Here is a 19,645-nt window from a genome sequence, read left to right as displayed (position 1 = left end):
CGTCCCCCCTGGGGGAAGACACGAAGCGGCTCAGTGGGTCAAAGCGTTCTTGCGATGATTTCTTTCATGATCTCGTCGCTGCCACCGTAAATACGGCCGATGCGGGCGTCGGTCCAGGCGCGGCCCACCTGGTATTCGGTCATGTAGCCATAGCCACCGTGCAGCTGCAGGAATTCGTCGAGCAGGCGGTTTTGCAACGCCGTGGCGTTGAGCTTGACCATGGCGGCGCGCTCAGGTGTCAGCGCGCGCTTCAAATGCAGCTTTATGCATTCGTCCACAAACGTGCGCAGCATGGTGGCCTGGGCCTTGGCCTCGGCCAGCTTGAAACGGGTGTTCTGGAAATCAAAGACGGTCTGGCCGAAGGCCTTGCGCTCGCGGGTGTAGTCGATGGTTTTTTGCAGGAACGACTCAATGCAGCTGGCCGCGCGCACTGCCACCACCAGGCGCTCTTGCGCCAGCTCTTGCATCAGGTACTTGAAGCCCATGTTCTCCTCGCCCAGCAGGTTGCCCACAGGCACTTTGACGTTGTCAAAGAACAGTTCGGAGGTGTCCTGCCCCATCAGGCCAATCTTCTCGAGCTTGCGGCCTTTGCTGAAGCCCGGTGTGCCTTCTTCCACCACGATCAGCGACACACCTTTGGAACCCAGCTCGGGCGCGGTCTTGCAGACCACGATCACGATTGCAGAGTTGATGCCGTTGGTGATGAAGGTCTTGGCGCCGTTGATGACGTAGTGGTCGCCTTCGCGCTTGGCCGTGGTGCGCACCGACTTCAAATCACTGCCTGCGCCGGGCTCGGTCATGGCGATGGCGCCAATCAACTCGCCGGCGGCCATCTTGGGCAGCCAGCGGTCATGCTGCTCCTTGTTGCCGTAGGCATAGATGTAGGGCGACACGATGTCCGAGTGCAGCGGGAAACCCAGCGCTGTGGCGTTGGTGCGGCCCACTTCCTCGATCAGCACCGCCGCGTGGCCAAAGTCGCCGCCGCTGCCGTAGGGCTCGGGCAGCATGGTGTTCAGCAGCCCTTCGCGGCCAGCCTTGCGCCAGACTTCCTTGGGCACGATGCCGTTGCGCTCCCACTCGGCCAGGTGCGGCACGATTTCCTTGTCAAAGAAATGGCGCACGGCGTCACGGAACTGTTCATGGTCTTCACGGTAGACGGTGCGTTGGATCAGGTCTTGCATGGTCAAAGGTCTCAGGAAATAATGATCAAATCGGGCTGCAGCGCTTGTTTAATAAGCGTTTACAGCTATGGTTTCAGGAGTAGCGCAGGGCGAATCCCGCCTGCGGCTCGTCGCGAAAACGCTCTTTGAGCTTGCGGCGCAGCAGCTTGCCGGTCTCCAGGCGCGGCAGGGCGTCCACGAACACCACGCGCTGCGGCAGCTTCATGCGCGCCAGCACCTCGGCGGCCTGGGCGGCAATGGCGCGGGCCGTCGCCAGGGAGTTCTCCGCGCCACGGCGCAGCACCACGGCCGCCAGGGGCTGCTCGCCAAAGTCGGGGTCGGGCACGCCCACCACGGCCACCTCCTGTACGTCGGGGTGGCGCATCAGCGCGTTCTCGATCTCTTGCGGGTAGAGATTGACGCCGCCCGAGAGAATCAGGTCCGCCCGGCGGTCGCTCAGGAACAAATAACCTTCAGCATCCACATGGCCGATGTCGCCATAGGTGATCCAGCCGCGCTCGTTGATGGCCTGGCGGGTCTTTTCCTCGTCGTTGAGGTAGCTGAACTGCCCGCCGCCCGAGAAATACACCTGGCCGATCTCGCCCACGGGCAGCTCCTGCCCGGCGTCGTCCACGATGTGCAGCTGGCCCGTGGTGGGTCGGCCCACCGAGCCGGGGCGCAGGCGCCATTCCTGCGAGGAGATCATCGTGGTGCCGCAGCCCTCGGAGCCCGCGTAGTACTCCATCAGGATGTCGCCCCACCAGTCGAGCATGGCGTGCTTGACCGGAACGGGACATGGCGCTGCGGCGTGGATGGCCAAGCGATGGCTGGACAGGTCGTAGCGCCGTCGCACCTCCTCGGGCAGCTTGAGCAGGCGCCCGAACATGGTGGGCACCCACTGGCTGTGGGTGACGTGGTGGCGCTCAATCAGGGCGAGGGCGGTTTCAGCGTCGAAACGCTCCATGATCACGGCCTGGCCGCCCAGCTCGAGCACGCGCATCGTGTAGCGCAGTGGCGCGGCGTGGTACAGCGGCGCGGGTGACAGATACACGGTGTGCTCATCCATGCCCATGAGGCGGGCCGTGCCCAGCGCCTCGGGGTCGGTCTGGCCGCGCAGGTGGTTGGGCTGCAGGGGCTTGAGCACACCCTTGGGCCGGCCCGTGGTGCCCGAGGAGTACAGCAGGTCGCGCCCCAGCGGGCGGTCCTGGAAGTCCGCGGTCGGGCCCTGCAGGGCCTGCAGTGCGGCCTGCAGCGACCGTGCCTGCGGTGTGGCGTCGTCCACAGTCCAGCATGGCAGGGGGTGGGCCGCCTGCGACTCAGCCAGCTGGGGCAGGGTCTTGTGCGAGGCCACCACCAGCCGCGCGCCGCAATCCTGCACGATGTAGGCCACTTCGGCCGGGGTGAGATGGGTGCTGAGCACGGCGACATACAGGCCCGCCTGCCGCGCCGCCAGGGCCAGGGCCAGGATCTCGACGCGGTTTTCCAGCACCACCGCGAAGCGCTCGCCCGCCTGCAGCCCCTGGGCATGAAGCCACTGCGCCATCTGCAAGGCGGTGCGCGCCACTTCGCCGGCAGTGTGCTGTGTGCCGGTTTCGGCCATGACCAATACCACCCGTTCGGGAGCCGCTGCCGCGCGGCCAAAGAAGTCCTGCATACCTTTCACCCATCTCTCCTCAGAGCCGCCGCAGTGGGCAAGCCCCACCAAGAACGAATTGCATGTCTCACAAAAATATGAGTTAAGTGATTTTTTCAGGCGCACCACTGAAAAAACATGGGGTTAACACGGCGTTCAACACAAACTAACCGGCAGAAAATGATTTTTAATGGATCATTCGTCTCATAAACATATGGAGCAAGTATGAATATTCCCGTGATCGTCGATGCCATCCGCAGCCCCATGGCCCGGGCCAAGCCTGATGGCGCACTGGCCGAGGTCCACCCCGTGGATCTTTTGTCACAAGTTCTGCAGCAGCTGGTGGAACGCAACCGGCTCGACCCCGGCACGGTGGACGACGTGATCTGCGGCTGCGTCAGCCAGGCCGGCGAGCAGGCGGGCACGCCCGGGCGCCTCGCCTGGCTGGCCGCAGGCCTGCCCGCGCATGTGCCCTCCACCACCATCGACCGCAAATGCGGCTCCAGCCAGCAGGCCGTGCACTTCGCGGCCCAGGCCATCATGGCCGGCACGCAGGACATCGTCATCGCCTGCGGCGTGGAGTCGATGAGCCGCGTGCCCATGGGCAGCTCGCGCATGGGCAAGAACACCACCGGCCCGCGCTTCGATGCACTCTTCGCACCCGGCCTGGTGGGCCAGGGCGTTTCGGCCGACCTGGTGGCCGCCCAATGGGGCCTCTCGCGCGCCGACCTGGACGCCTACGCCGTGCGCTCGCACCAGCGCGCCCATGCCGCGCAATCGAGCGGCGCCTTTGTGCGCGAGATCGTCGGTATCGACACCCCGGCCGGCCGCGCCACGGCCGATGAAACCATCCGCGCCGGCACCACGGTGGAAAAACTCGCCGGCCTGAAGGCGGTGTTCGAAAGCGAGGAGCTGTCCGCGCGCTTCCCGCAGATCCAGTGGGCCACCACAGCCGGCAACGCCTCGCAGATGACCGACGGCGCCAGCGCCATGCTCATCATGAGCGAGCAGCGTGCCCAGCAGCTGGGCCTGCGCCCGCGTGCGCGCTTCGTGGCCTTCGACGTGGTGGGCGACGACCCGCTGTACATGCTCACGGCCCCCATTCCGGCCACGCAGCGCGCGCTGGCCAAGGCGCGCATGAAGCTGGACGATATCCACCACTATGAAATCAACGAGGCCTTTGCCTCGGTGCCCATGGCATGGCAGAAGGAGCTGAAGGCCGACGGCGAGCGCCTGAACCCGCGCGGCGGCGCCATTGCGCTGGGCCACCCGCTGGGCGCCTCGGGCATCCGCCTCATGACCACCATGCTGCACGCCCTGGAAGACAGCGGCCAGCGCTTCGGCCTGCAGTCCATGTGCGAGGCCGGCGGGATGGCCAACGCCACCATCATCGAACGTCTGTAACTATCAATTCAATAGCTGTTGGCGCTTGATGGACGGGCGCCAGAGGCCAAAAAAGGAAAGAAACATGAAGCTGCAACAAGGAATGACCGCCCTCGTCACCGGTGGAGTCTCGGGCCTGGGCGAGGCCTCGGCCATCGCGCTGCTGGAGCGCGGCCTGAACGTGGTGGCCGTCGACCTGAACGACGAGCGCGGCCAGGCCATGGAACAACAATACGCCGGCCGTCTGCGCTATGTGAAGGCCGACGTGTCCGACCCCGACCAGATGGCCCAGGCCATCGCCGCGGCCGAAGCCTTTGGCAACTTCCGCGCGCTGGTGCACTGCGCCGGCATCGGCGGGCCGGTGCGCCTGATCGAGAAGGATGGCAGCCCCGGCTCGCTGGAAAAATACACCAACATCATCCGCGTCAACCAGATTGGCAGCTTCAACACGCTGCGCCTGGCGGCCGTGAGCATGGCCAAGAACGAGCCCATCGACGGCGAGCGCGGCGTGTGCGTGCTCACCGCGTCGGTGGCGGGCTACGAGGGGCAAATCGGCCAGATTCCCTACGCCTCGTCCAAGGCTGGCGTGATCGGCATGACCATCGTGGCCGCGCGCGACCTTGCTTCCAAGTTCATCCGTGTCTGCACCATCGCCCCGGGCCTGTTCGACACGCCCATTCTGGCCAAGCTGCCCGAGAACGTGCGCCAGTCGCTGGCCGCATCGGTGCCCCACCCGGCGCGCCTGGGCCACCCGTCGGAATACGCGCTGACCGCGCTGCACATCCTGGAGAACCCCATGCTCAACGGCGAGACCATCCGCCTCGATGGCGCCATCCGCATGCAGCCGAGGTGACAACCCCCTGAGGCGCTGCGCGCCTTCCCCCTTCTCTTTGCGCGCTTCGCGCTCCGGGAAGGGGGACGCAGCCAGCGCGGCGGGGCGGCCCTTGCGCGGCTGCCCTAGCCTCAGGTCGCGCCGGTTTCATGCAGTGTGGGCCATGCAGCGCGATCAAGAACTGAAAGGAATTTTTTAATGACATCCACGGTACTGGTTGAAGTGCGCGGCAACGTGCAGATCATGACGCTGAGCAATCCCGAGGCGCGCAATGCCGCCACGCTGGAGATGGCCGAGGCCATGGTGGCCGCGCTCGATGCGCTGGACAACAACCCGGCGCTGCAGGTGGGCATCGTCACCGGCGCGGGTGGCACCTTCTGTGCGGGCATGGACTTGAAGGGCTTTCTGCAGGGCAAGCGCCCGAGCATCGCCGGGCGGGGGTTTTGCGGCCTCACACAAAAACCGCCGCGCAAGCCGCTGATCGCCGCCGTCGAGGGCTACGCGCTGGCCGGAGGCTTCGAGTTGGTGCTGGCCTGCGACCTGATCGTGGCCGCCCGCACGGCGAAGTTCGGCCTGCCTGAAGTCAAGCGCGGCCTGGCGGCCTCCGCCGGCGGCCTGTTGCGCCTGCCCAAGCGCCTGCCCTACCACATCGCCATGGAATGCATCCTCACCGGCGACATGTTTGACGCCGAGCGCGCCCATGCCCACGGCCTGGTCAACCGCCTGGTCGAGCCCGGCCAGGCGCTGGACGCCGCCCTGGAGCTGGCGCAAGCCGTGGCGGCCAACGGCCCGCTGGCGCTGATCGCCAGCAAGCGCGTGGCGCAAGAGTCGGCGGACTGGCCGCAGACCGAGATGTTTGACCGCCAGGCCGTCATCACCACGCCGGTGTTCACTTCGCTGGACGCACGCGAAGGTGCCACCGCCTTTGCCGAAAAACGCCCGCCGGTCTGGCAGGGCGTTTGATAAAGGATTTGATGGAAAAAGAGGCGTTAACGCCCGTCCATCAAGCGCGAAAAGCTATTTAATTAATAGCAAATAGGCGGCCGCAGTGCCGCCACAACCCAAGGAGACAAAAATGCAAATCCCTCATCGCCGCCACGCGCTGCGCCTGGCGGGCGCCAGCGCCCTGCTGGGCCTGGCCACCCTGGCCACGTCGCAGCCCGCGCGGGCAGACGCCGCCTGGCCCACGCGCCCCATCACCTTCGTCGTGCCCGGCGCGGCCGGTGGCACCACCGACACGCCCGCGCGCTTCCTGGCGCAAAAGCTGAGCGAGCGGCTGGGCCAGCCCATCATCGTGGACAACAAGCCCGGTGCCGGTGGATCACTGGGCAGCAGCTTCGTGGCGCGCGCCCAGCCCGACGGCTACACCGTGCTGGTGGGCAATACCGGCTCCAACGCCATCAACTACACCACCTACCAGAAGCTCCCCTACAAGGCCGAGGACTTCATCGCGCTGACGGACATGATCTCGTTCGCCAACGTGCTGGTCGTGCCGGTGAAGTCGCCCATCAAGAGCCTGAAGGACCTCGTCGCCGCAGCCAAGCGCGAGCCGGGCAAGCTGGCGTTTTCGTCTGCGGGCGTGGGCCAGACCACGCACCTGATGGGCGAGCTGCTGCGCCAGAGCGCGGGGGTCGATGTGGTTCATGTGCCCTACAAGGGCTCCGCCCCGGCCACCATGGCCATCGTGAGCGGCGAAACGCAATTCATGTTCGACAACCTCACAGGCTCGCTGGGCCATGTCAAGGACGGCAAGCTGCGCGCGCTGGCCGTAACCGGCGCCGCCCGCGAGCCCGAGCTGCCCGACGTACCCACCATGACCGAGCTGGGCATGAAGGACTTCGACAAGGTGGGCTGGATGGGCTTCTTCATACCCGCCAAGACGCCGCCGGCCGTCGTGAAAAAGCTCACCGACAACCTGATCGCCGTGCTCCAGGACCCGGCCGTAGTCAAACGCTACCAGGAGCTGGGCGGCCGCTCCGGGGGCATGGCGTCCGAGCAGTTCTCGAAGATCGTGGAGCGCGACCGGCAGGACTGGGGCGAGCTGATCCGCAGCCAGAAGTTGCAACTCGACTGAGGACGCACCATGCCCAACCCGCAAACCTTCGCAGGCCGCCATGTGTTCGTGGCCGGCGGCAGCAGTGGCATCAATCTCGGCATTGCCCAGGCGTTCGCCCGCGCGGGCGCCCATGTCACGGTCATGAGCCGCTCGCCCGACAAGGTGCAGCAGGCGGCCGGAAGTCTGCGCGCGCTGGGTGCGCAGGCGCTGGGCATCAGCGCCGACGTGCGCGACCCCGCAGCGGTGGAAGCCGCGCTGCGCCAGTCCCATGCACAGTTTGGCGACATCGACGTGCTGATTTCAGGCGCGGCGGGCAACTTCATCGCGCCGGCCAAGGACTTGTCGCCCAACGGTTTCAAAACCGTGATCGACATTGACCTGAACGGCACCTTCCACGTGTTGCGCCTGGCCTATCCCATGCTCAAGAAGCCGGGCGCCAGTGTCATCAGCATCTCGGCACCCCAGGGCGTCAATCCCACCATGTACCAGGTGCATGCCTGCGCGGCCAAGGCCGGCATCGACATGATGACGCGCGTGCTGGCCATGGAATGGGGCGAGGTGGGTGTACGCGTGAACGCGATTGCGCCCGGCCCGATCGGCGACACGGAGGGCATGCGCCGGTTGGCACCCTCGCCCGAGGCGCTGGCCAACGCGGTCGCTACCGTGCCGCTGCAGCGCATGGGCACGTTGGAGGACATTGCCCACATGGCACTGTTTCTGTCGTCGCCGCAGGCCGGCTACGTGACGGGCGCCGTCATCCCAGTGGATGGTGGCTCTTCGCTGCGCGGCGGACGGGACATGCGCGCTTCCTATGTGCCCAGGGATGCAGCATGAGCGCCGCGCCGGGCCGCCCCAAGCAAGCTCGCACCGCAGTGCATAGCACGGAGGTTACCCAGTGAGCGCCGTCTACCAGCGCATACGCTTTGGCGTGGAGGGTGGCGTGGCCACCCTGGCGCTCGACAACCCCGCCAAGCGCAATGCCTTCGACCCCGCCATGCGCGTGGAGATGGCCGAGGTGGTGCGCCAGGTGCAAAGCGACCCCAGCATTCGCGCACTGGTGCTGACGGGCGCGGGCGCGCATTTCTGCTCGGGTGGTGATCTGGCCAACATTGCCTCCAGTGGCCTGGACAACGGCGGCTGGCGCCAGCGCCTGACCAGCCTGCACGACTGGCTCAAGGACCTGATGCTGCTGGACAAGCCGGTGGTCGCGGCCGTGGATGGCGCGGCTTATGGCGCCGGCTTCAGCCTGGCGCTGGCGGCCGACTTCATCGTGGCCAGCACGCGCGCACGCTTTGCCATGTCTTTCATCCGCATGGGCGTGGTGCCGGACTGCGCGGCGTTCTACACCCTGCCGCGCGTCGTCGGCGTGCAGCGTGCACGCGAGCTGATGCTGTCGGGCCGCGAGGTCTCGGCACAGGAAGCGCTGCGGCTGGGCATTGCCACCGAGCTGGTCGAACCCGATGCGCTGCAGGCGCGCGCGCAGGCCATCGCACGCAGCTTTGTGGGCGCCTCGCCGGTGGCGCTGAGCCTGATCAAGCGCTCGCTGAGCCTGGCCGCCAGCGACTTGCCCTCGCTGCTGGAACAGGAAGCCAACGCCCAGGCCCTGGCCATGGGAACGCCCGAGCACCGGGAGGCAGTGCGCTGCTTTCTGGAGAAAAAGCCGCTGCCCTTCCAGTGGCCGCAGGCTTGAGGGCGTGTGCTGGCAATGAATCAGGCGAAAATCACCGGTTTTTAAAGGTCCATGTGAACGTAAACGCAGATCCGGACGGCAAATTGGTCAGCGCCCTGGTGCGTGGCGTTTCCATATTGCGGTGCTTTTCAAACAAGTGCCAAGAGCTCAGCGCCAAGGAACTGATGGACCTGACCGGACTGCCCAAGCCCACGCTGTTCCGCCTGACGGACACGCTGTGCGAGCTGGGCCTGCTGCGTTATTCGGAACGGTTGTCCAAGTACGTGCCCGGTCTGGGCCTGCTCAGCGTGTCCTCGCCGGTGCTCACCCGCCTGGCCCTGCGCCAGCTCGCCCGGCCGCAGATGCAGGCGCTGGCCGACCTGACCGAGGGGCAGGTGCAACTGGCCGTGGGTTTTCGGCGCGAACTGTGCCTTGTGGAGCAGGCCAACAGCCTGGGCAACCCGATTTTTCGGCCCGAGGTGGGCGTGCACACCTCGCTGCCGCGCACGGCATCGGGCCGCGCCTATCTCCTGGGCCTGCCCGATGAGGAACGCGCGGCCTACCTGCGCGACCTGCGCGCCGCGGAACCGCAGCGCGCCACCTGGCTGGAGCAGCGGCTCGACGACGCACGCAACGATCTGGCCGAGAACGGCTTTTGCCGCAGCCACGGTGACCTGCACAGCGAGCTGGAGTCAATCGCGGTGGCCATGTCCAAGCCGCAGGACGGCGAGCTGTGGGTGTTCGCGGTGACGCTGCCCGTCTACAGCCCCCTGTGCGGCAAGCTGGAAACCGAGGTCGGTCCACGCCTGCGCACGCTGGTACGGTCGGTAGAGAGCGTGCTCGGGGCCTCGGGCCTGTCTTGACGCGCCCTCGCCAGCAACACACAAAACACCACCCAAGGAGACATCGTGAAGGTTCTGGACAGCGTACGTGTGCTGGAGATTGGTGGCCTGGGGCCGGGGCCGTTTTGTGCCATGCACCTGGCGGACCTGGGCGCGGATGTGATCTCCGTGGTGCGGGAAACCAAGGGCCAGGGGACCACCGGCCCGCTGCTCAACCGGGGCAAACGTTCGGTGTTCGCCGACCTCAAGACCGAAGAAGGCCGCCAGCTGGTGCTGGCCATGGTGGCCGAGGCCGACGCGCTCATCGAGGGCATGCGCCCCGGCGTGATGGAGCGCCTGGGCCTGGGCCCCGAAGAATGCTTGGCGCTCAACCCGCGCCTGGTGTACGGGCGCATGACCGGCTGGGGCCAGAGTGGGCCGCTGGCGCCGCGCGCCGGGCACGACACCAACTACGCCGCCGTCAGCGGCGCGCTGTGGGGCTGCAGTCCGTCCGACGCACGGCCCGTGTCGCCCTTTGCCGTGCTGGGCGACATCGGCGGCGGCGCCCTCTATCTGATGACGGGGCTGCTGTCCGGCATCGTGCAGGCGCGCGCCACGGGTCGCGGCACGGTGGTGGATGCGGCCATCGTGGACGGCTCGGCCCACATGCTGAACCTGATGCTGAGCGCGCGCCAGAGCGGCCTGGTGGCCGATGTGCGCGGCCAGAGCATCCACGACAGCGCGCCGTTCTACGACACCTATGTCTGCGCCGATGGCCACCACGTCACCATCGGCGCCATCGAGCCGCAGTTCTATGCCTTGCTGCTTGAGACCTTGGGCCTGGACGGGGATACCGATTTCGTGAGCCCGCAATGGGACAAGGCCACCTGGCCCGCGCGCCGGTCGCGTCTGGCGACACTTTTCCTGGCCCAGCCGCGTGCACACTGGCAAGCCCTGCTGGAGCCCACCGACGCCTGCTTTGGCGCAGTGCTCAGCCCCGTGGAGGCGGCAAGGCATCCGCACATGCGCGCGCGTGGCGTGTACACCGAGCACCAGGGCGTGCTGCAGGCCGCACCGGCGCCGCGCTTTGACGGCGCGGCCTACGAGCCGGGCGAGGCATGCGTGCCGGGTGCGCACACGCAGTCTGTCAGGGATCGCCTGGGCCAGTCCGGCGCGCCGGCCGTGTGGCGCCAGCGCTGAGCGCGCTGCACGCTGGGGGGCGCCCCCGCGCCGTTCCCGTTACCGCTGCTGCAGCAGCGGCGACACCGGCAGCAGCCGGAACGCCACCGACGCCAGCGACAGCCAGGCGGCAATGGTCAACAACACGGCGCGGTAGGGCTCCAGCCCCGCGCTTGCGGCCCATGCTGCCACGGCGCCGGTCAGTGATTGCATGAAGGCCACGCCCAGAAACATGGCCATGGTGTAGAGCGACAGGGCACGCCCTGTGAGCTCGGCGGGGTAGGACGAGCGCACGTCGGCGTACTGCAAGATGCTGTAGCCCGACAGCAGCCCCATCACAACCATCAGCACCACGGTGGCGGTGGCGTTGTTGACCAGGGCCATCGTGGCAAACAGGCCAGCCATCAGCAACGAGGCGCGGCTCACCCAGACGCGGCGGCGGGCCGCACCGGGATCAAGGCTGCCAAACACGGCCGGCGTGAACAGCGCGATGAGCGACAGCACCAGCGCCACGTTGCCGCTGTCCACCAGCGAAAAGCCGTGGCGGTGGATCAACAGCGGCCCCAGCCACAAGCCGCGCAGCGACAAAAAGGCCGCGTAGCACGACATGCCCAAAATCACGATGCCCCAGGTGTGCGGCAGCGTAAACAGCCGCCCCATGCCCGCCAGCGCCTCGCTCCAGCTGCTGGCCGGGCGGTGGTGGGCCTCGGTGCCGGCAGGCTCGTGCACCACGGCATAGATCAGCAGCCACGACAGCAAGCTCAAGCCTGCCAGCAGCCCAAAGCCCGTGCGCCAACCCCAGTGCTCTACCACCCAGGCCAGCGGCGTACCGGTGAACAGTAGGCCCAGCCCGCCCACGCCCATGCTCAGGCCCGAGAAGAATGCAAAGCGATCGGCCGCGAAATGGCGCGCAATGAACAGCGTGCAGGCCACGAAGGCCGGCGAATAGCCCACGCCGATCAACACCTGCCCGGCCATCAGCCAGCCCTGACTGGGCGCCAGTGCAGACAGGGCTGCACCGGCAATGCCCACCGGCGCGGCCGCCAGCACCGTGCGGCGCATGCCGTAGCGATCCAGCGCAATGCCCATGAGCAGCTGCGCCACGCCAAAGGAAAAGCCGAACAACCCGGCAAAGGCACCCAGCGACGAGGCCTGCAGGCCAAAGTCCGCCTGCAGACCCTGGGCCAGGATGGCGGTGGTGGTGCGGTAGGCCTGGCTGAGCGCAAAGCCAGACAGCAGGGCAAGCAGCATCACCCACAGCGGTTGAGTGCGGGAAGGAGTCAAGGGAATAACGAAGTCACGGAAGGAACGAGGGCGAGAGTGCAACGCGACCACTGCAATGCGATGGGCGCGGTTGTGGCGCGGTGTCAGTCCGCGGCCAGGCGCTGTTGCGCCCGGGCGTGGCGCAGCAGGGTTTGCTGCGCCTGCGCCAGCACTGGCGCATCCACCATGCGGCCATCGAGTACACAGACGCCACCACCAGCCAGCTGCAGCGCCTGCTGCACCCGCAGCGCGTGGGCCACGGCCACGTCGTCGGGGTCGAAGGCGGCATGCAGCACCGGCACCTGCGCCGGGTGAATGCACAGTTTGCCGCCAAAGCCCATGCGCCGCGCGCGCTCGGAGTCACGGGCCATGCGCTCGGGATTGCGCGTGTCCACCGTCACGCCGTCAATGGATGCGGCGAGTCCCGCGCGGCGCGATGCCAACACCAGTGCCATGCGCACGGGCAGCAGTTCTTCCTCGGTTTCTCCACAGGCCATGCCGGCATCGACCTGGAAGTCCAGGTGACCGAAGGCCAGGCGCACCACCTGCGGCGCGCCGGCCAGCGTGTCGGCTGCAGACAGGCCAGCCACGCTCTCGACCAATGGCACCAGCACGGCCTGCGGCCCGGCGGCCTGGGCCACGGCCTGCAGGGTGGCGTCACTTTCTGCCTTGGGCACCACGGCACCGGCTAGTCCCTGCGCCGTGAGCTGCGCCAGGGCTTGCAGGTCTGCCGAAAACCAGGGCGAGCCCTCGCTGTTGATACGCACCAGCAGGCGCGCACGCTGGGCGGGCTGCAATGCGGCCACTGCTTCGGCCAGGGCGGCGCGAGCGCGTTCCTTATCAGCGGGAGCTACGGCGTCCTCCCAGTCGGCGATCACCATGTCGGCTCCGCTGGCCAGGGCCTTGGGCAGCCGTTCGGGCTGGGTGGCGGGGACAAACAGGAAGGAACAGGCGTTGCGCACAAAATCAGTCATTGCAAATGGGTCTTTCAGGCGTATTCGGAGATCTCGATCAGGTTCTGGTCCGGGTCGCGCACGTAGACCGAGAGGATGCCGCCGCGCGTCCCGGTGCGCTGAACCGGGCCGCATTCAATGGCAACGCCGTGTTCGGCCAGGCGCTGCTGCACCTGGGCCAGCGGCACGGAGGCGATGAAGCACAGATCCAGCGCACCCGGCGTGGGGTGCAGGGCCTTGGGCTCGAACTCGCGGCCCTGAATGTGCAGGTTGATCTTCTGGCCGTTGAACACAAAAGCCTTGCGGCCCTCGCCAAAGGTCTGCAGTGTCATGCCGAGCACGGTGCAGTAAAAGTGCACGCAGTCCGCCTCATGGGCGGTCGTCAGAACAAGGTGGTCGAGCCGGTCGATCATGGGTTGCCTTGGGGTGATGCCCCCGGCCTGCTGCGTGCATGCCGGGGGCGATGCGGGTTACTCGGCGCTGACGCCGGCGGCCTTGATGACCTTGTCCCAGCGCGCCACCTCGGCCTCCAGGTGCTTGCGCAGCCCCTCGGGGGTGGCCTTGTCAGGCGAGACCAGGTCCGCGCTCAGTTCGGCAATGCGCTTTTTCACGTTCTCGTCCTTGATCGCCACGTTCAACGCCTTGTTGAGCTTGGCCATCACGTCCTTGGGCGTGCCCTTGGCCGCGTACATGCCGTGCCACACCTTCACGTCAAAGCCCTTGAGGCCCTGTTCGTCGAGCGTGGGGATATTGGGCATGGACGACAGGCGCTGCGGCGTGGTCACGCCGAAGACCTTGACGCGCTTGCCGTCCTGAATCACGGGCGCGGTCTGCGTGGTCTGGTCGCACAGCAGGTCCACCTGGCCGCCCATCAGGTCGTTCATGGCCGGGCCCGCACCCTTGTAGGGCACGGTGGTCAGCTTCACGCCCAGCTGGTGCATGAACAGCATGCCGCACAGCTGCGACACGGCACCAATGCCCGCGTTGGCCAGCGAAACCTTGTCCTGGTTCTTCTTCACGTAGTCCAGCAGCTCGGGGAAGGTGTTGGCGGGAAAGTCCTTGCGCGACAGCAGCGTCATGGGCACGTCCAGCACCTGGCCGATGTACTCGAAATCTTTGAGCGGGTCATAGGGCAGCTTCTTGTAGAGCGCCGGGGCCGTGGCCATGCCCATGTGGTGGATCAGGATGGTGTAGCCGTCGGGTTTGGACCGGACGATGCGCGCGGGCGCCAGCGTGCCGCCCGCGCCCACCGTGTTTTCCACCACCACCGTCTGGCCCAGCGACTGGCCCATCGGCACAGCCAGCAGGCGCGCCACCACGTCGGTGGGGCCGCCTGCGCTGTAGGGCACGACCAGGGTGACAGTCTTTTCGGGCCAGTCGGCGGCCAGTGCGTTGCCGCCCAGGGCCAGCGCGGCGCAGGCGGCAGCGATGGCGCCTGTGATGGCGCGGCGGGAAATCGGGGTGAAGGGTGCGGTCATGCGTTGTCTCCTAGTGGTTGTAATGAACGGGGCGTCGTCTGCGCCCCTGTCGGGTCATGGGCCGCGGCGGTTGCCGTGCCCGTTGATCAGCCCAGCAGGCGTTCCGTGCGGGGCCATTCCTGCACCCGCCACAAGCGCTGCACGGCGGCCTCGGCCTGCGCGGCAGGCACCGCACCGCCATAGGCCGCCAGGCGCAAGGCCTTGGCGGTGATTTCCTCGCGCGAGAGGGTGTTGCCGGGGTCGCCCTTGGGCTCGTCCACCCGGCCGTGCAGGGTGCGGCCGTCGGTCGTCTGCACGGTGACCTTGCCGATCCAGCGCTGCGGGTAGGCGGCGTCCACCTCGGGGTCCAGCGCCATGCGCACCTTCTCGCGCAGGGCCACCGTGTCCGGGGCGAGGAACTCGGCGTCGAATTCAGTCAAACCCGCATGGCCAAAGCGCGCCGCCAAGGCCAGCACCGTGCCCATGGAAAACTTGGACTGGTGCACCGTGGCGGGCGAGACCACCGGCCCCAGCACGTCGATGGCACCCTGGTGCACATGGCAGGTCACCTGCGCGATGTCGGCGGGCTGCAGGTTGTGCTCGCGCATCACCTGCTGCAGCGCGTCAGCGGCAGGGTGTGTGTGGCGGCACGAAGCATGCCACTTGAATGAGGTCTCGGCCGTGGCCCAGCGGGTGCCCAACCCGTCAGTCAGCTTGGCCGGGTTGGCGTCGGTGGACATGCCCGCAGCCAGGCCCTGCGGGCCGGTGAAGATGTCCTGCGCGCCGGTGAAACCGTCCTTGGCCAGGTAGGCCGACATCAGGCCGGCCGCAGCGGCGTGGGCCGTGTGCAGCTGCTTGCTGTCGGCCGCAGTGCGCAAGAACTCCCACAGCCCGGCCGACTGCGTGCCGGCCGAGCCAAAGGCGTGCTGCATCTGCGCAGGCGTCAGCTCCAGCAGGCGGCCCACGGCGGCGGCGGCCGCCAGCGTGCCGGCCGTGGCCGTGGTGTGGAACACCTTGTAGTGACTGCGGCCCAGAAATTCACCCACGCGGATGCCCACTTCGTAGCCGGCCACGCAGGCCGCCATGAGCTGCGCGCCACTCGCGCCAATGGCCTGCGCCACGGCCAGCGCGGGCGGGAAGACCACGGCCGCCGGGTGGAACACCGAGCCGTTGTGCACGTCGTCCTGCTCGGCCACATGCGCGGCGGCGGCATTGGCCAGCGCGGCCATCATGGGGGAGGTGGTGGCGCTACCGCCAATGACCTCGCTAGGACCAGCGGCGGGCCCCTGCGACAACGCAAAGCGCGTGATGCTGGCCACGGGCCGGGCCTGGCAGCCGGCCAGCACCGAGCCGAACCAGTCCACCCACAGGTCTTCGGCGCGGCGCTGCACGGGCGCGGGCACATCGCTCCATTGCAGCGTGGCGGCGAACTGGGCGAGGGGGTGGACGGTGGCTTGGATTTCTTGCTTCATTTCGGGCTCCAGCACAGACAACACAATCGTCTGCAGCTATGGTTTTTTATTTAGACGCTGAGCGTTTTTCGACCGTGACCGAAAGGTGCGTCAAAACGCATCGGATCTAGGCGCAAAACGCAGCCATAGCTCGGGCTATGGCGAGTATTTGCAACGACGAGCCGGTGTGTTTTGGCGTGCAAGGCGGGCATGGATGAAAGACTCTCAGCCTCTTAGATGGCTTGCGGTGCCTGCAGTGCGTCGACCTGCTCGGCGCTCCAGCCCAGCTCGGCCAGGATGGCGGCGTTGTGCTGGCCCACGGCCGGCACGGCGTCCATGCGGTAGTCGAAAGCGCTGTTCACACCGGGCGGCAGCAACGCGGGCACCTCGCCCGCCGGCGTGCCCACGGTGCGCCAACGCTGGCGCGCCTGCAGTTGCGGGTGCGCCCACAGGTCGGCCATGTCATTGACACGCGCGTTGGCAATGCCGGCGGCATCCAGACGCTCGACCACCTGGGCGGCGGTCAGCACCGAGAAGCACTGCACGATGAGCGCCTGCAGCGCGTCGCGGTGGGTATTGCGCTGTGCGTTGCTGTCAAAGCGGGGGTCCGTCGCCACTTCGGGGCGCTGCAGCACGGTGTCGCAAAAGGCTTTCCACTCGCGCTCGTTCTGCAGGCCCAGCATCACCGTTCCGCTGTCACCAATGGCTTGGCCGGCCACAAACGGCCCGTAGGGGTAGATGCTGGCGTGCGACGCGCCGGTGCGCGGCGGCGGCGGAGCGCCGTCGTAGGCGTAGTACATCGGGTAACCCATCCACTCGCCCATAGCTTCGAGCATGGACACATCGATATGGCTGCCCTCGCCCGTCTTGCCGCGCAGCAGCAGGGCCGACAGGATGTTGGTGTAGGCGTACATGCCCGCGGCGATGTCGGCCACCGAGATGCCGGATTTGCTCGGCGTCTCGGGCGTGCCGGTGACGGACAGGAACCCCGCCTCACTCTGGATCAGCAGGTCGTAGGCCTTCTTGTCGCGGTACGGCCCGTCGGCGCCGTAGCCGCTGATGTCGCAGACGATGAGCCGGGGGTTGTGCGCCTTCAGTGCCTCATGCGACAGCCCCATGCGCGCGGCCGCGCCGGGTGCGAGGTTCTGCACCAGCACATCGGCCGTCTTGAGCAGTTGCAGCAGCGCGGCCTTGGCCTGCGGCTGCTTCACGTCGAGCGCCAGACTTTCCTTGTTGCGGTTGAGCCAGGTGAAGTGGGACGACTGGCCCTTCACCCGCTGGTCGTAGCCGCGCGCGAAGTCGCCGCTGCCGGGACGCTCGACCTTGATGACGCGCGCGCCCAGATCGGCCAACTGTCGCGTGCAAAAAGGCGCGGCGACCGCATGTTCCAGCGAGACGACGATGATGCCGTCGAGGGGGCGGATGGTTTTTGTCATGAGTCAGTCGTTCCCTGCATGAACGCGGTGAGCGGCGCTTGCGACCGGCACAACCCAACCTCAGGGACACCGAGGAAGGGCCGCCCCGCACCGAGGGTGTCGTCCCCCTCCCGCGAAGCGAGAGAGGGTGAAGGCGCGCAGCGACTCAGGGGGTGTTGCATTTAAAACGAACGCGGCAAACCGAGAATGTGTTCGGCCACGTAGCTGTAGATCATGTTGGTCGAAATAGGCGCCACCTGGTACAGGCGGGTTTCGCGGAATTTGCGCTCGATGTCGTATTCGCAAGCAAAGCCAAAGCCGCCGTGGGTCTGCATGCAGACGTTGGCCGCTTCCCAGCTGGCCTTGGCGGCGAGGTACTTGGCCATGTTGGCCTCGGCACCCGCGTTCTGGTGCGCATCGATCTTCTCGCAGGCCTTCCAGCGCATCAGGTTGGCGGCTTCCAGCTCGATGAAAGCATCGGCAATCGGAAACTGCACGCCCTGGTTCTGGCCGATGGGGCGGTTGAACACCACGCGCTCGTTGGCGTACTTGGTGGCGCGGTCGATGAACCAGTAGCCATCGCCAATGCACTCGGCGGCAATCAAGGTGCGCTCGGCGTTCAGGCCGTCCAGCAGGGTCTTGAAGCCCTTGCCTTCCTCGCCCAGCAGCGCGTCCTCGGGGATTTCGAGGTTGTCGAAGAACAGCTCGTTGGTCTCGTGGTTGACCATGTTCAGGATGGGGCGCACGGTGAGGCCGTTGCCAATCGCCGTCTTCAGGTCGATCAGGAAGCACGACAGGCCTTCGGACTTTTTCTTCACCTGGTCGGCGGGCGTGGTGCGGGCCAGCAAAATCATCAGGTCGCTGTGCTGGATGCGCGAGATCCACACCTTTTGCCCGTTGATGACCCAGCGGCCATCCTTCTTCACCGCCGTGGTCTTGAGCTTGGTGGTGTCGCTGCCGGTGGTGGGCTCGGTCACGCCCATGGACTGGATGCGCAACTCGCCCGAGGCGATCTTGGGCAGGTACAGGTCTTTTTGCGCTTGCGAGCCGCTGCGCACGATGGCGTTCATCACGTACATCTGGCCGTGGCAGGCGCCCGAGTTGCCGCCGCAGCGGTTGATTTCTTCCATGATGACCGAGGCCTCGGCCATGGTCAGGCCCGAGCCGCCGTATTCCTGCGGGATCAACGCGGCCATCCAGCCAGCCTTGGTGAGGGCATCGACAAACTCCTCGGGGTAGCCGCGGGCCTCATCGACTTTGCGGAAATATTCGTCGGGGAACTGGACACAAAGGGCGCGCACGGCGTCGCGGATTTCCTGGTATTGGTCGGGCTGATGGATCATGGTGGCTTTCAAGTGTTTTTAGGCTTTAGCGCTTACGTAGCAAGCGTTAGCAGCTATTGATTTGGTAGTTTTCAGGCCAGCGTGGCCGTGCCTTGCATGGTCAGCCAGCCCTCGTGGTCCTGGGCCCAGAGCTCCACGGCCTTGCCGTCGGCCGACGGCTTGCCGTGCACGCTGAAGGGGTGCAGGTCGAAGGTGGGACGCACGGCGCGGAAGTCGAAGGTGGCCACCTGCGCCCCGGGAAGGCTGCGGCGCAGCAGGTCCAGCAGCAGCGTGGAAATCAGCGGGCCATGCACGATCAGGCCGGGGTAGCCCTCGACCTCGGTCACGTACTTGCGGTCGTAGTGGATGCGGTGGCCGTTGAAGGTGAGCGCCGAGTAGCGGAACAGCAGCACGTCGTCGGGTGTGATGCTGCGCGACCACACAGCCTGGCCGTCCAGCGGCGGTTTTTGCGGCGCGGGTGCGGCCTCGCCGGGCTGGGCGGCGGAGCGATAGACGATATCGTGCTCTTCGGTCAGCGCCAGGCCCTGCGCATTGCGCAGCTGGTGCTCTACCAGCACGAACAGCAGCTCGCCCGAACGCCCCGACTTGTGCTGGATGGACTGGATGGTGGATGTGCGCTGCACCTCCTGGCCCACGCGCAACGGGTTGGTGGCCTCCCAACGCAGGCGCCCCCCCGCCCACATGCGGCGCGGCAGCGGCACGGGCGGCAGAAAGCCCCCGCGCTTGGGGTGCCCGTCGGGGCCGATCTCGCTCTGGCGCGCATGCGGCAGAAAGTACAGCCAGTGCCACAGCGGAGGCAGGTCGGTGCCGGCGGCCGGCGCCGGGTCGTCACGGTCCAGCGTGGCCGCTAGCGCCGCCACAGGCATGGCCGTAAGGGTGTCGCTCAGGGTTTCGCTTTGGCCCTGCCAAGTCTGCAGGTGCGCGAGCAGGGTGTTGTCAATGGTGGTCTCTGTCATGGCCGCCATCGTGCGGTCTGGCGGGCGCCGGTGCAATCCGCGTTTGTGGAAGCGTGTCTTCGGCGCCCATGAAG

Annotated in this window: 18 protein-coding genes; 8 read left to right on the top strand and 10 right to left on the bottom strand. The window is 66.9% G+C overall.

Annotation, left to right across the window (positions count from 1 at the left end; translation table 11 throughout):
- Positions 1-38: 38 nt before the first annotated feature.
- Positions 39-1,181 (bottom strand): acyl-CoA dehydrogenase family protein, encoded by a 1,143-nt coding sequence (locus K226_RS0104255; protein ID WP_024813628.1) that lies wholly within the window; start codon positions 1,179-1,181, stop codon positions 39-41.
- Positions 1,182-1,254: 73 nt separating this feature from the next.
- A complete protein-coding gene (locus tag K226_RS0104250; protein WP_024813627.1) occupies positions 1,255-2,814 on the bottom strand; it encodes an AMP-binding protein in 1,560 nt (519 codons plus the stop codon).
- 204 nt (positions 2,815-3,018) lie between these two features.
- Here K226_RS0104250 and K226_RS0104245 point away from each other — a divergent pair, with 204 nt between their 5' ends.
- From K226_RS0104245 to K226_RS0104210, 8 genes are all read left to right on the top strand, one after another.
- Positions 3,019-4,197, top strand: a complete 1,179-nt coding sequence (locus tag K226_RS0104245) for a thiolase family protein (protein WP_024813626.1) — start codon at positions 3,019-3,021, stop codon at positions 4,195-4,197.
- Positions 4,198-4,261: 64 nt separating this feature from the next.
- Positions 4,262-5,029: an SDR family NAD(P)-dependent oxidoreductase gene (locus tag K226_RS0104240; RefSeq protein WP_024813625.1), complete on the top strand. Its 768-nt coding sequence runs from the start codon at positions 4,262-4,264 to the stop codon at positions 5,027-5,029.
- A 177-nt stretch (positions 5,030-5,206) separates the two neighbouring features.
- Positions 5,207-5,971 carry a crotonase/enoyl-CoA hydratase family protein gene (locus tag K226_RS0104235; protein WP_024813624.1) on the top strand — a complete coding sequence of 255 codons (765 nt, stop codon included), beginning with the start codon at positions 5,207-5,209 and terminating at the stop codon, positions 5,969-5,971.
- A 112-nt stretch (positions 5,972-6,083) separates the two neighbouring features.
- The gene (locus tag K226_RS0104230; protein ID WP_024813623.1) at positions 6,084-7,082 is read left to right on the top strand and encodes a tripartite tricarboxylate transporter substrate binding protein; all 999 of its coding nucleotides are present in this window, start codon (positions 6,084-6,086) and stop codon (positions 7,080-7,082) included.
- 9 nt (positions 7,083-7,091) lie between these two features.
- Entirely contained in the window at positions 7,092-7,898 is an 807-nt protein-coding gene (locus K226_RS0104225; protein ID WP_024813622.1) for an SDR family oxidoreductase, read from the top strand.
- Positions 7,899-7,959: 61 nt separating this feature from the next.
- The gene (locus K226_RS0104220; protein ID WP_024813621.1) at positions 7,960-8,754 is read left to right on the top strand and encodes an enoyl-CoA hydratase/isomerase family protein; all 795 of its coding nucleotides are present in this window, start codon (positions 7,960-7,962) and stop codon (positions 8,752-8,754) included.
- A 53-nt stretch (positions 8,755-8,807) separates the two neighbouring features.
- Positions 8,808-9,596 (top strand): IclR family transcriptional regulator, encoded by a 789-nt coding sequence (locus K226_RS0104215; RefSeq protein WP_024813620.1) that lies wholly within the window; start codon positions 8,808-8,810, stop codon positions 9,594-9,596.
- A 45-nt stretch (positions 9,597-9,641) separates the two neighbouring features.
- Positions 9,642-10,754 carry a CaiB/BaiF CoA-transferase family protein gene (locus K226_RS0104210; protein WP_024813619.1) on the top strand — a complete coding sequence of 371 codons (1,113 nt, stop codon included), beginning with the start codon at positions 9,642-9,644 and terminating at the stop codon, positions 10,752-10,754.
- Positions 10,755-10,793: 39 nt separating this feature from the next.
- Here the strand turns inward: K226_RS0104210 and K226_RS0104205 are convergent, their stop codons facing one another.
- The 8 genes from K226_RS0104205 to K226_RS0104170 all read right to left on the bottom strand — a co-directional run bounded on the left by K226_RS0104205 (position 10,794) and on the right by K226_RS0104170 (position 19,580).
- Positions 10,794-11,984 (bottom strand): MFS transporter, encoded by a 1,191-nt coding sequence (locus K226_RS0104205; protein ID WP_024813618.1) that lies wholly within the window; start codon positions 11,982-11,984, stop codon positions 10,794-10,796.
- A 116-nt stretch (positions 11,985-12,100) separates the two neighbouring features.
- Positions 12,101-12,970, bottom strand: coding sequence for a CoA ester lyase (locus tag K226_RS0104200; RefSeq protein WP_024813617.1), 870 nt, complete (start codon positions 12,968-12,970; stop codon positions 12,101-12,103).
- 14 nt (positions 12,971-12,984) lie between these two features.
- The gene (locus K226_RS0104195; protein WP_024813616.1) at positions 12,985-13,362 is read right to left on the bottom strand and encodes a VOC family protein; all 378 of its coding nucleotides are present in this window, start codon (positions 13,360-13,362) and stop codon (positions 12,985-12,987) included.
- Positions 13,363-13,419: 57 nt separating this feature from the next.
- Positions 13,420-14,427 (bottom strand): tripartite tricarboxylate transporter substrate binding protein BugD, encoded by a 1,008-nt coding sequence (locus K226_RS0104190; protein WP_024813615.1) that lies wholly within the window; start codon positions 14,425-14,427, stop codon positions 13,420-13,422.
- An 86-nt stretch (positions 14,428-14,513) separates the two neighbouring features.
- Entirely contained in the window at positions 14,514-15,878 is a 1,365-nt protein-coding gene (locus tag K226_RS0104185; RefSeq protein ID WP_024813614.1) for an MmgE/PrpD family protein, read from the bottom strand.
- Positions 15,879-16,090: 212 nt separating this feature from the next.
- Positions 16,091-17,293, bottom strand: a complete 1,203-nt coding sequence (locus tag K226_RS0104180; protein ID WP_024813613.1) for a CaiB/BaiF CoA-transferase family protein — start codon at positions 17,291-17,293, stop codon at positions 16,091-16,093.
- Positions 17,294-17,454: 161 nt separating this feature from the next.
- A complete protein-coding gene (locus tag K226_RS0104175; RefSeq protein ID WP_024813612.1) occupies positions 17,455-18,615 on the bottom strand; it encodes an acyl-CoA dehydrogenase family protein in 1,161 nt (386 codons plus the stop codon).
- Positions 18,616-18,686: 71 nt separating this feature from the next.
- Positions 18,687-19,580 carry a MaoC family dehydratase N-terminal domain-containing protein gene (locus tag K226_RS0104170; protein ID WP_024813611.1) on the bottom strand — a complete coding sequence of 298 codons (894 nt, stop codon included), beginning with the start codon at positions 19,578-19,580 and terminating at the stop codon, positions 18,687-18,689.
- Positions 19,581-19,645 lie beyond the last annotated feature (65 nt).

It is taken from the genome of Acidovorax sp. JHL-3 (assembly GCF_000526295.1).
GTDB classification, from domain to species: Bacteria; Pseudomonadota; Gammaproteobacteria; order Burkholderiales; family Burkholderiaceae_C; genus Acidovorax; species Acidovorax defluvii.
The sequence above is the reverse complement of the archived record's forward strand: the minus strand, read 5'-3'. Positions and strand labels throughout refer to the sequence as shown.

What these genes read in the sequence shown, in the direction of transcription:
- K226_RS0104255 (WP_024813628.1), bottom strand. Translation starts at nt 1,181, where the DNA reads ATGCAAGACCTGATCCAACGCACCGTCTACCGTGAAGACCATGAACAG.
- K226_RS0104250 (WP_024813627.1), bottom strand. Translation starts at nt 2,814, where the DNA reads ATGCAGGACTTCTTTGGCCGCGCGGCAGCGGCTCCCGAACGGGTGGTA.
- K226_RS0104245 (WP_024813626.1), top strand. Translation starts at nt 3,019, where the DNA reads ATGAATATTCCCGTGATCGTCGATGCCATCCGCAGCCCCATGGCCCGG.
- K226_RS0104240 (WP_024813625.1), top strand. Translation starts at nt 4,262, where the DNA reads ATGAAGCTGCAACAAGGAATGACCGCCCTCGTCACCGGTGGAGTCTCG.
- K226_RS0104235 (WP_024813624.1), top strand. Translation starts at nt 5,207, where the DNA reads ATGACATCCACGGTACTGGTTGAAGTGCGCGGCAACGTGCAGATCATG.
- K226_RS0104230 (WP_024813623.1), top strand. Translation starts at nt 6,084, where the DNA reads ATGCAAATCCCTCATCGCCGCCACGCGCTGCGCCTGGCGGGCGCCAGC.
- K226_RS0104225 (WP_024813622.1), top strand. Translation starts at nt 7,092, where the DNA reads ATGCCCAACCCGCAAACCTTCGCAGGCCGCCATGTGTTCGTGGCCGGC.
- K226_RS0104205 (WP_024813618.1), bottom strand. Translation starts at nt 11,984, where the DNA reads ATGCTGCTTGCCCTGCTGTCTGGCTTTGCGCTCAGCCAGGCCTACCGC.
- K226_RS0104200 (WP_024813617.1), bottom strand. Translation starts at nt 12,970, where the DNA reads ATGACTGATTTTGTGCGCAACGCCTGTTCCTTCCTGTTTGTCCCCGCC.
- K226_RS0104195 (WP_024813616.1), bottom strand. Translation starts at nt 13,362, where the DNA reads ATGATCGACCGGCTCGACCACCTTGTTCTGACGACCGCCCATGAGGCG.
- K226_RS0104190 (WP_024813615.1), bottom strand. Translation starts at nt 14,427, where the DNA reads ATGACCGCACCCTTCACCCCGATTTCCCGCCGCGCCATCACAGGCGCC.
- K226_RS0104185 (WP_024813614.1), bottom strand. Translation starts at nt 15,878, where the DNA reads ATGAAGCAAGAAATCCAAGCCACCGTCCACCCCCTCGCCCAGTTCGCC.
- K226_RS0104180 (WP_024813613.1), bottom strand. Translation starts at nt 17,293, where the DNA reads ATGACAAAAACCATCCGCCCCCTCGACGGCATCATCGTCGTCTCGCTG.
- K226_RS0104175 (WP_024813612.1), bottom strand. Translation starts at nt 18,615, where the DNA reads ATGATCCATCAGCCCGACCAATACCAGGAAATCCGCGACGCCGTGCGC.
- K226_RS0104170 (WP_024813611.1), bottom strand. Translation starts at nt 19,580, where the DNA reads ATGGCGGCCATGACAGAGACCACCATTGACAACACCCTGCTCGCGCAC.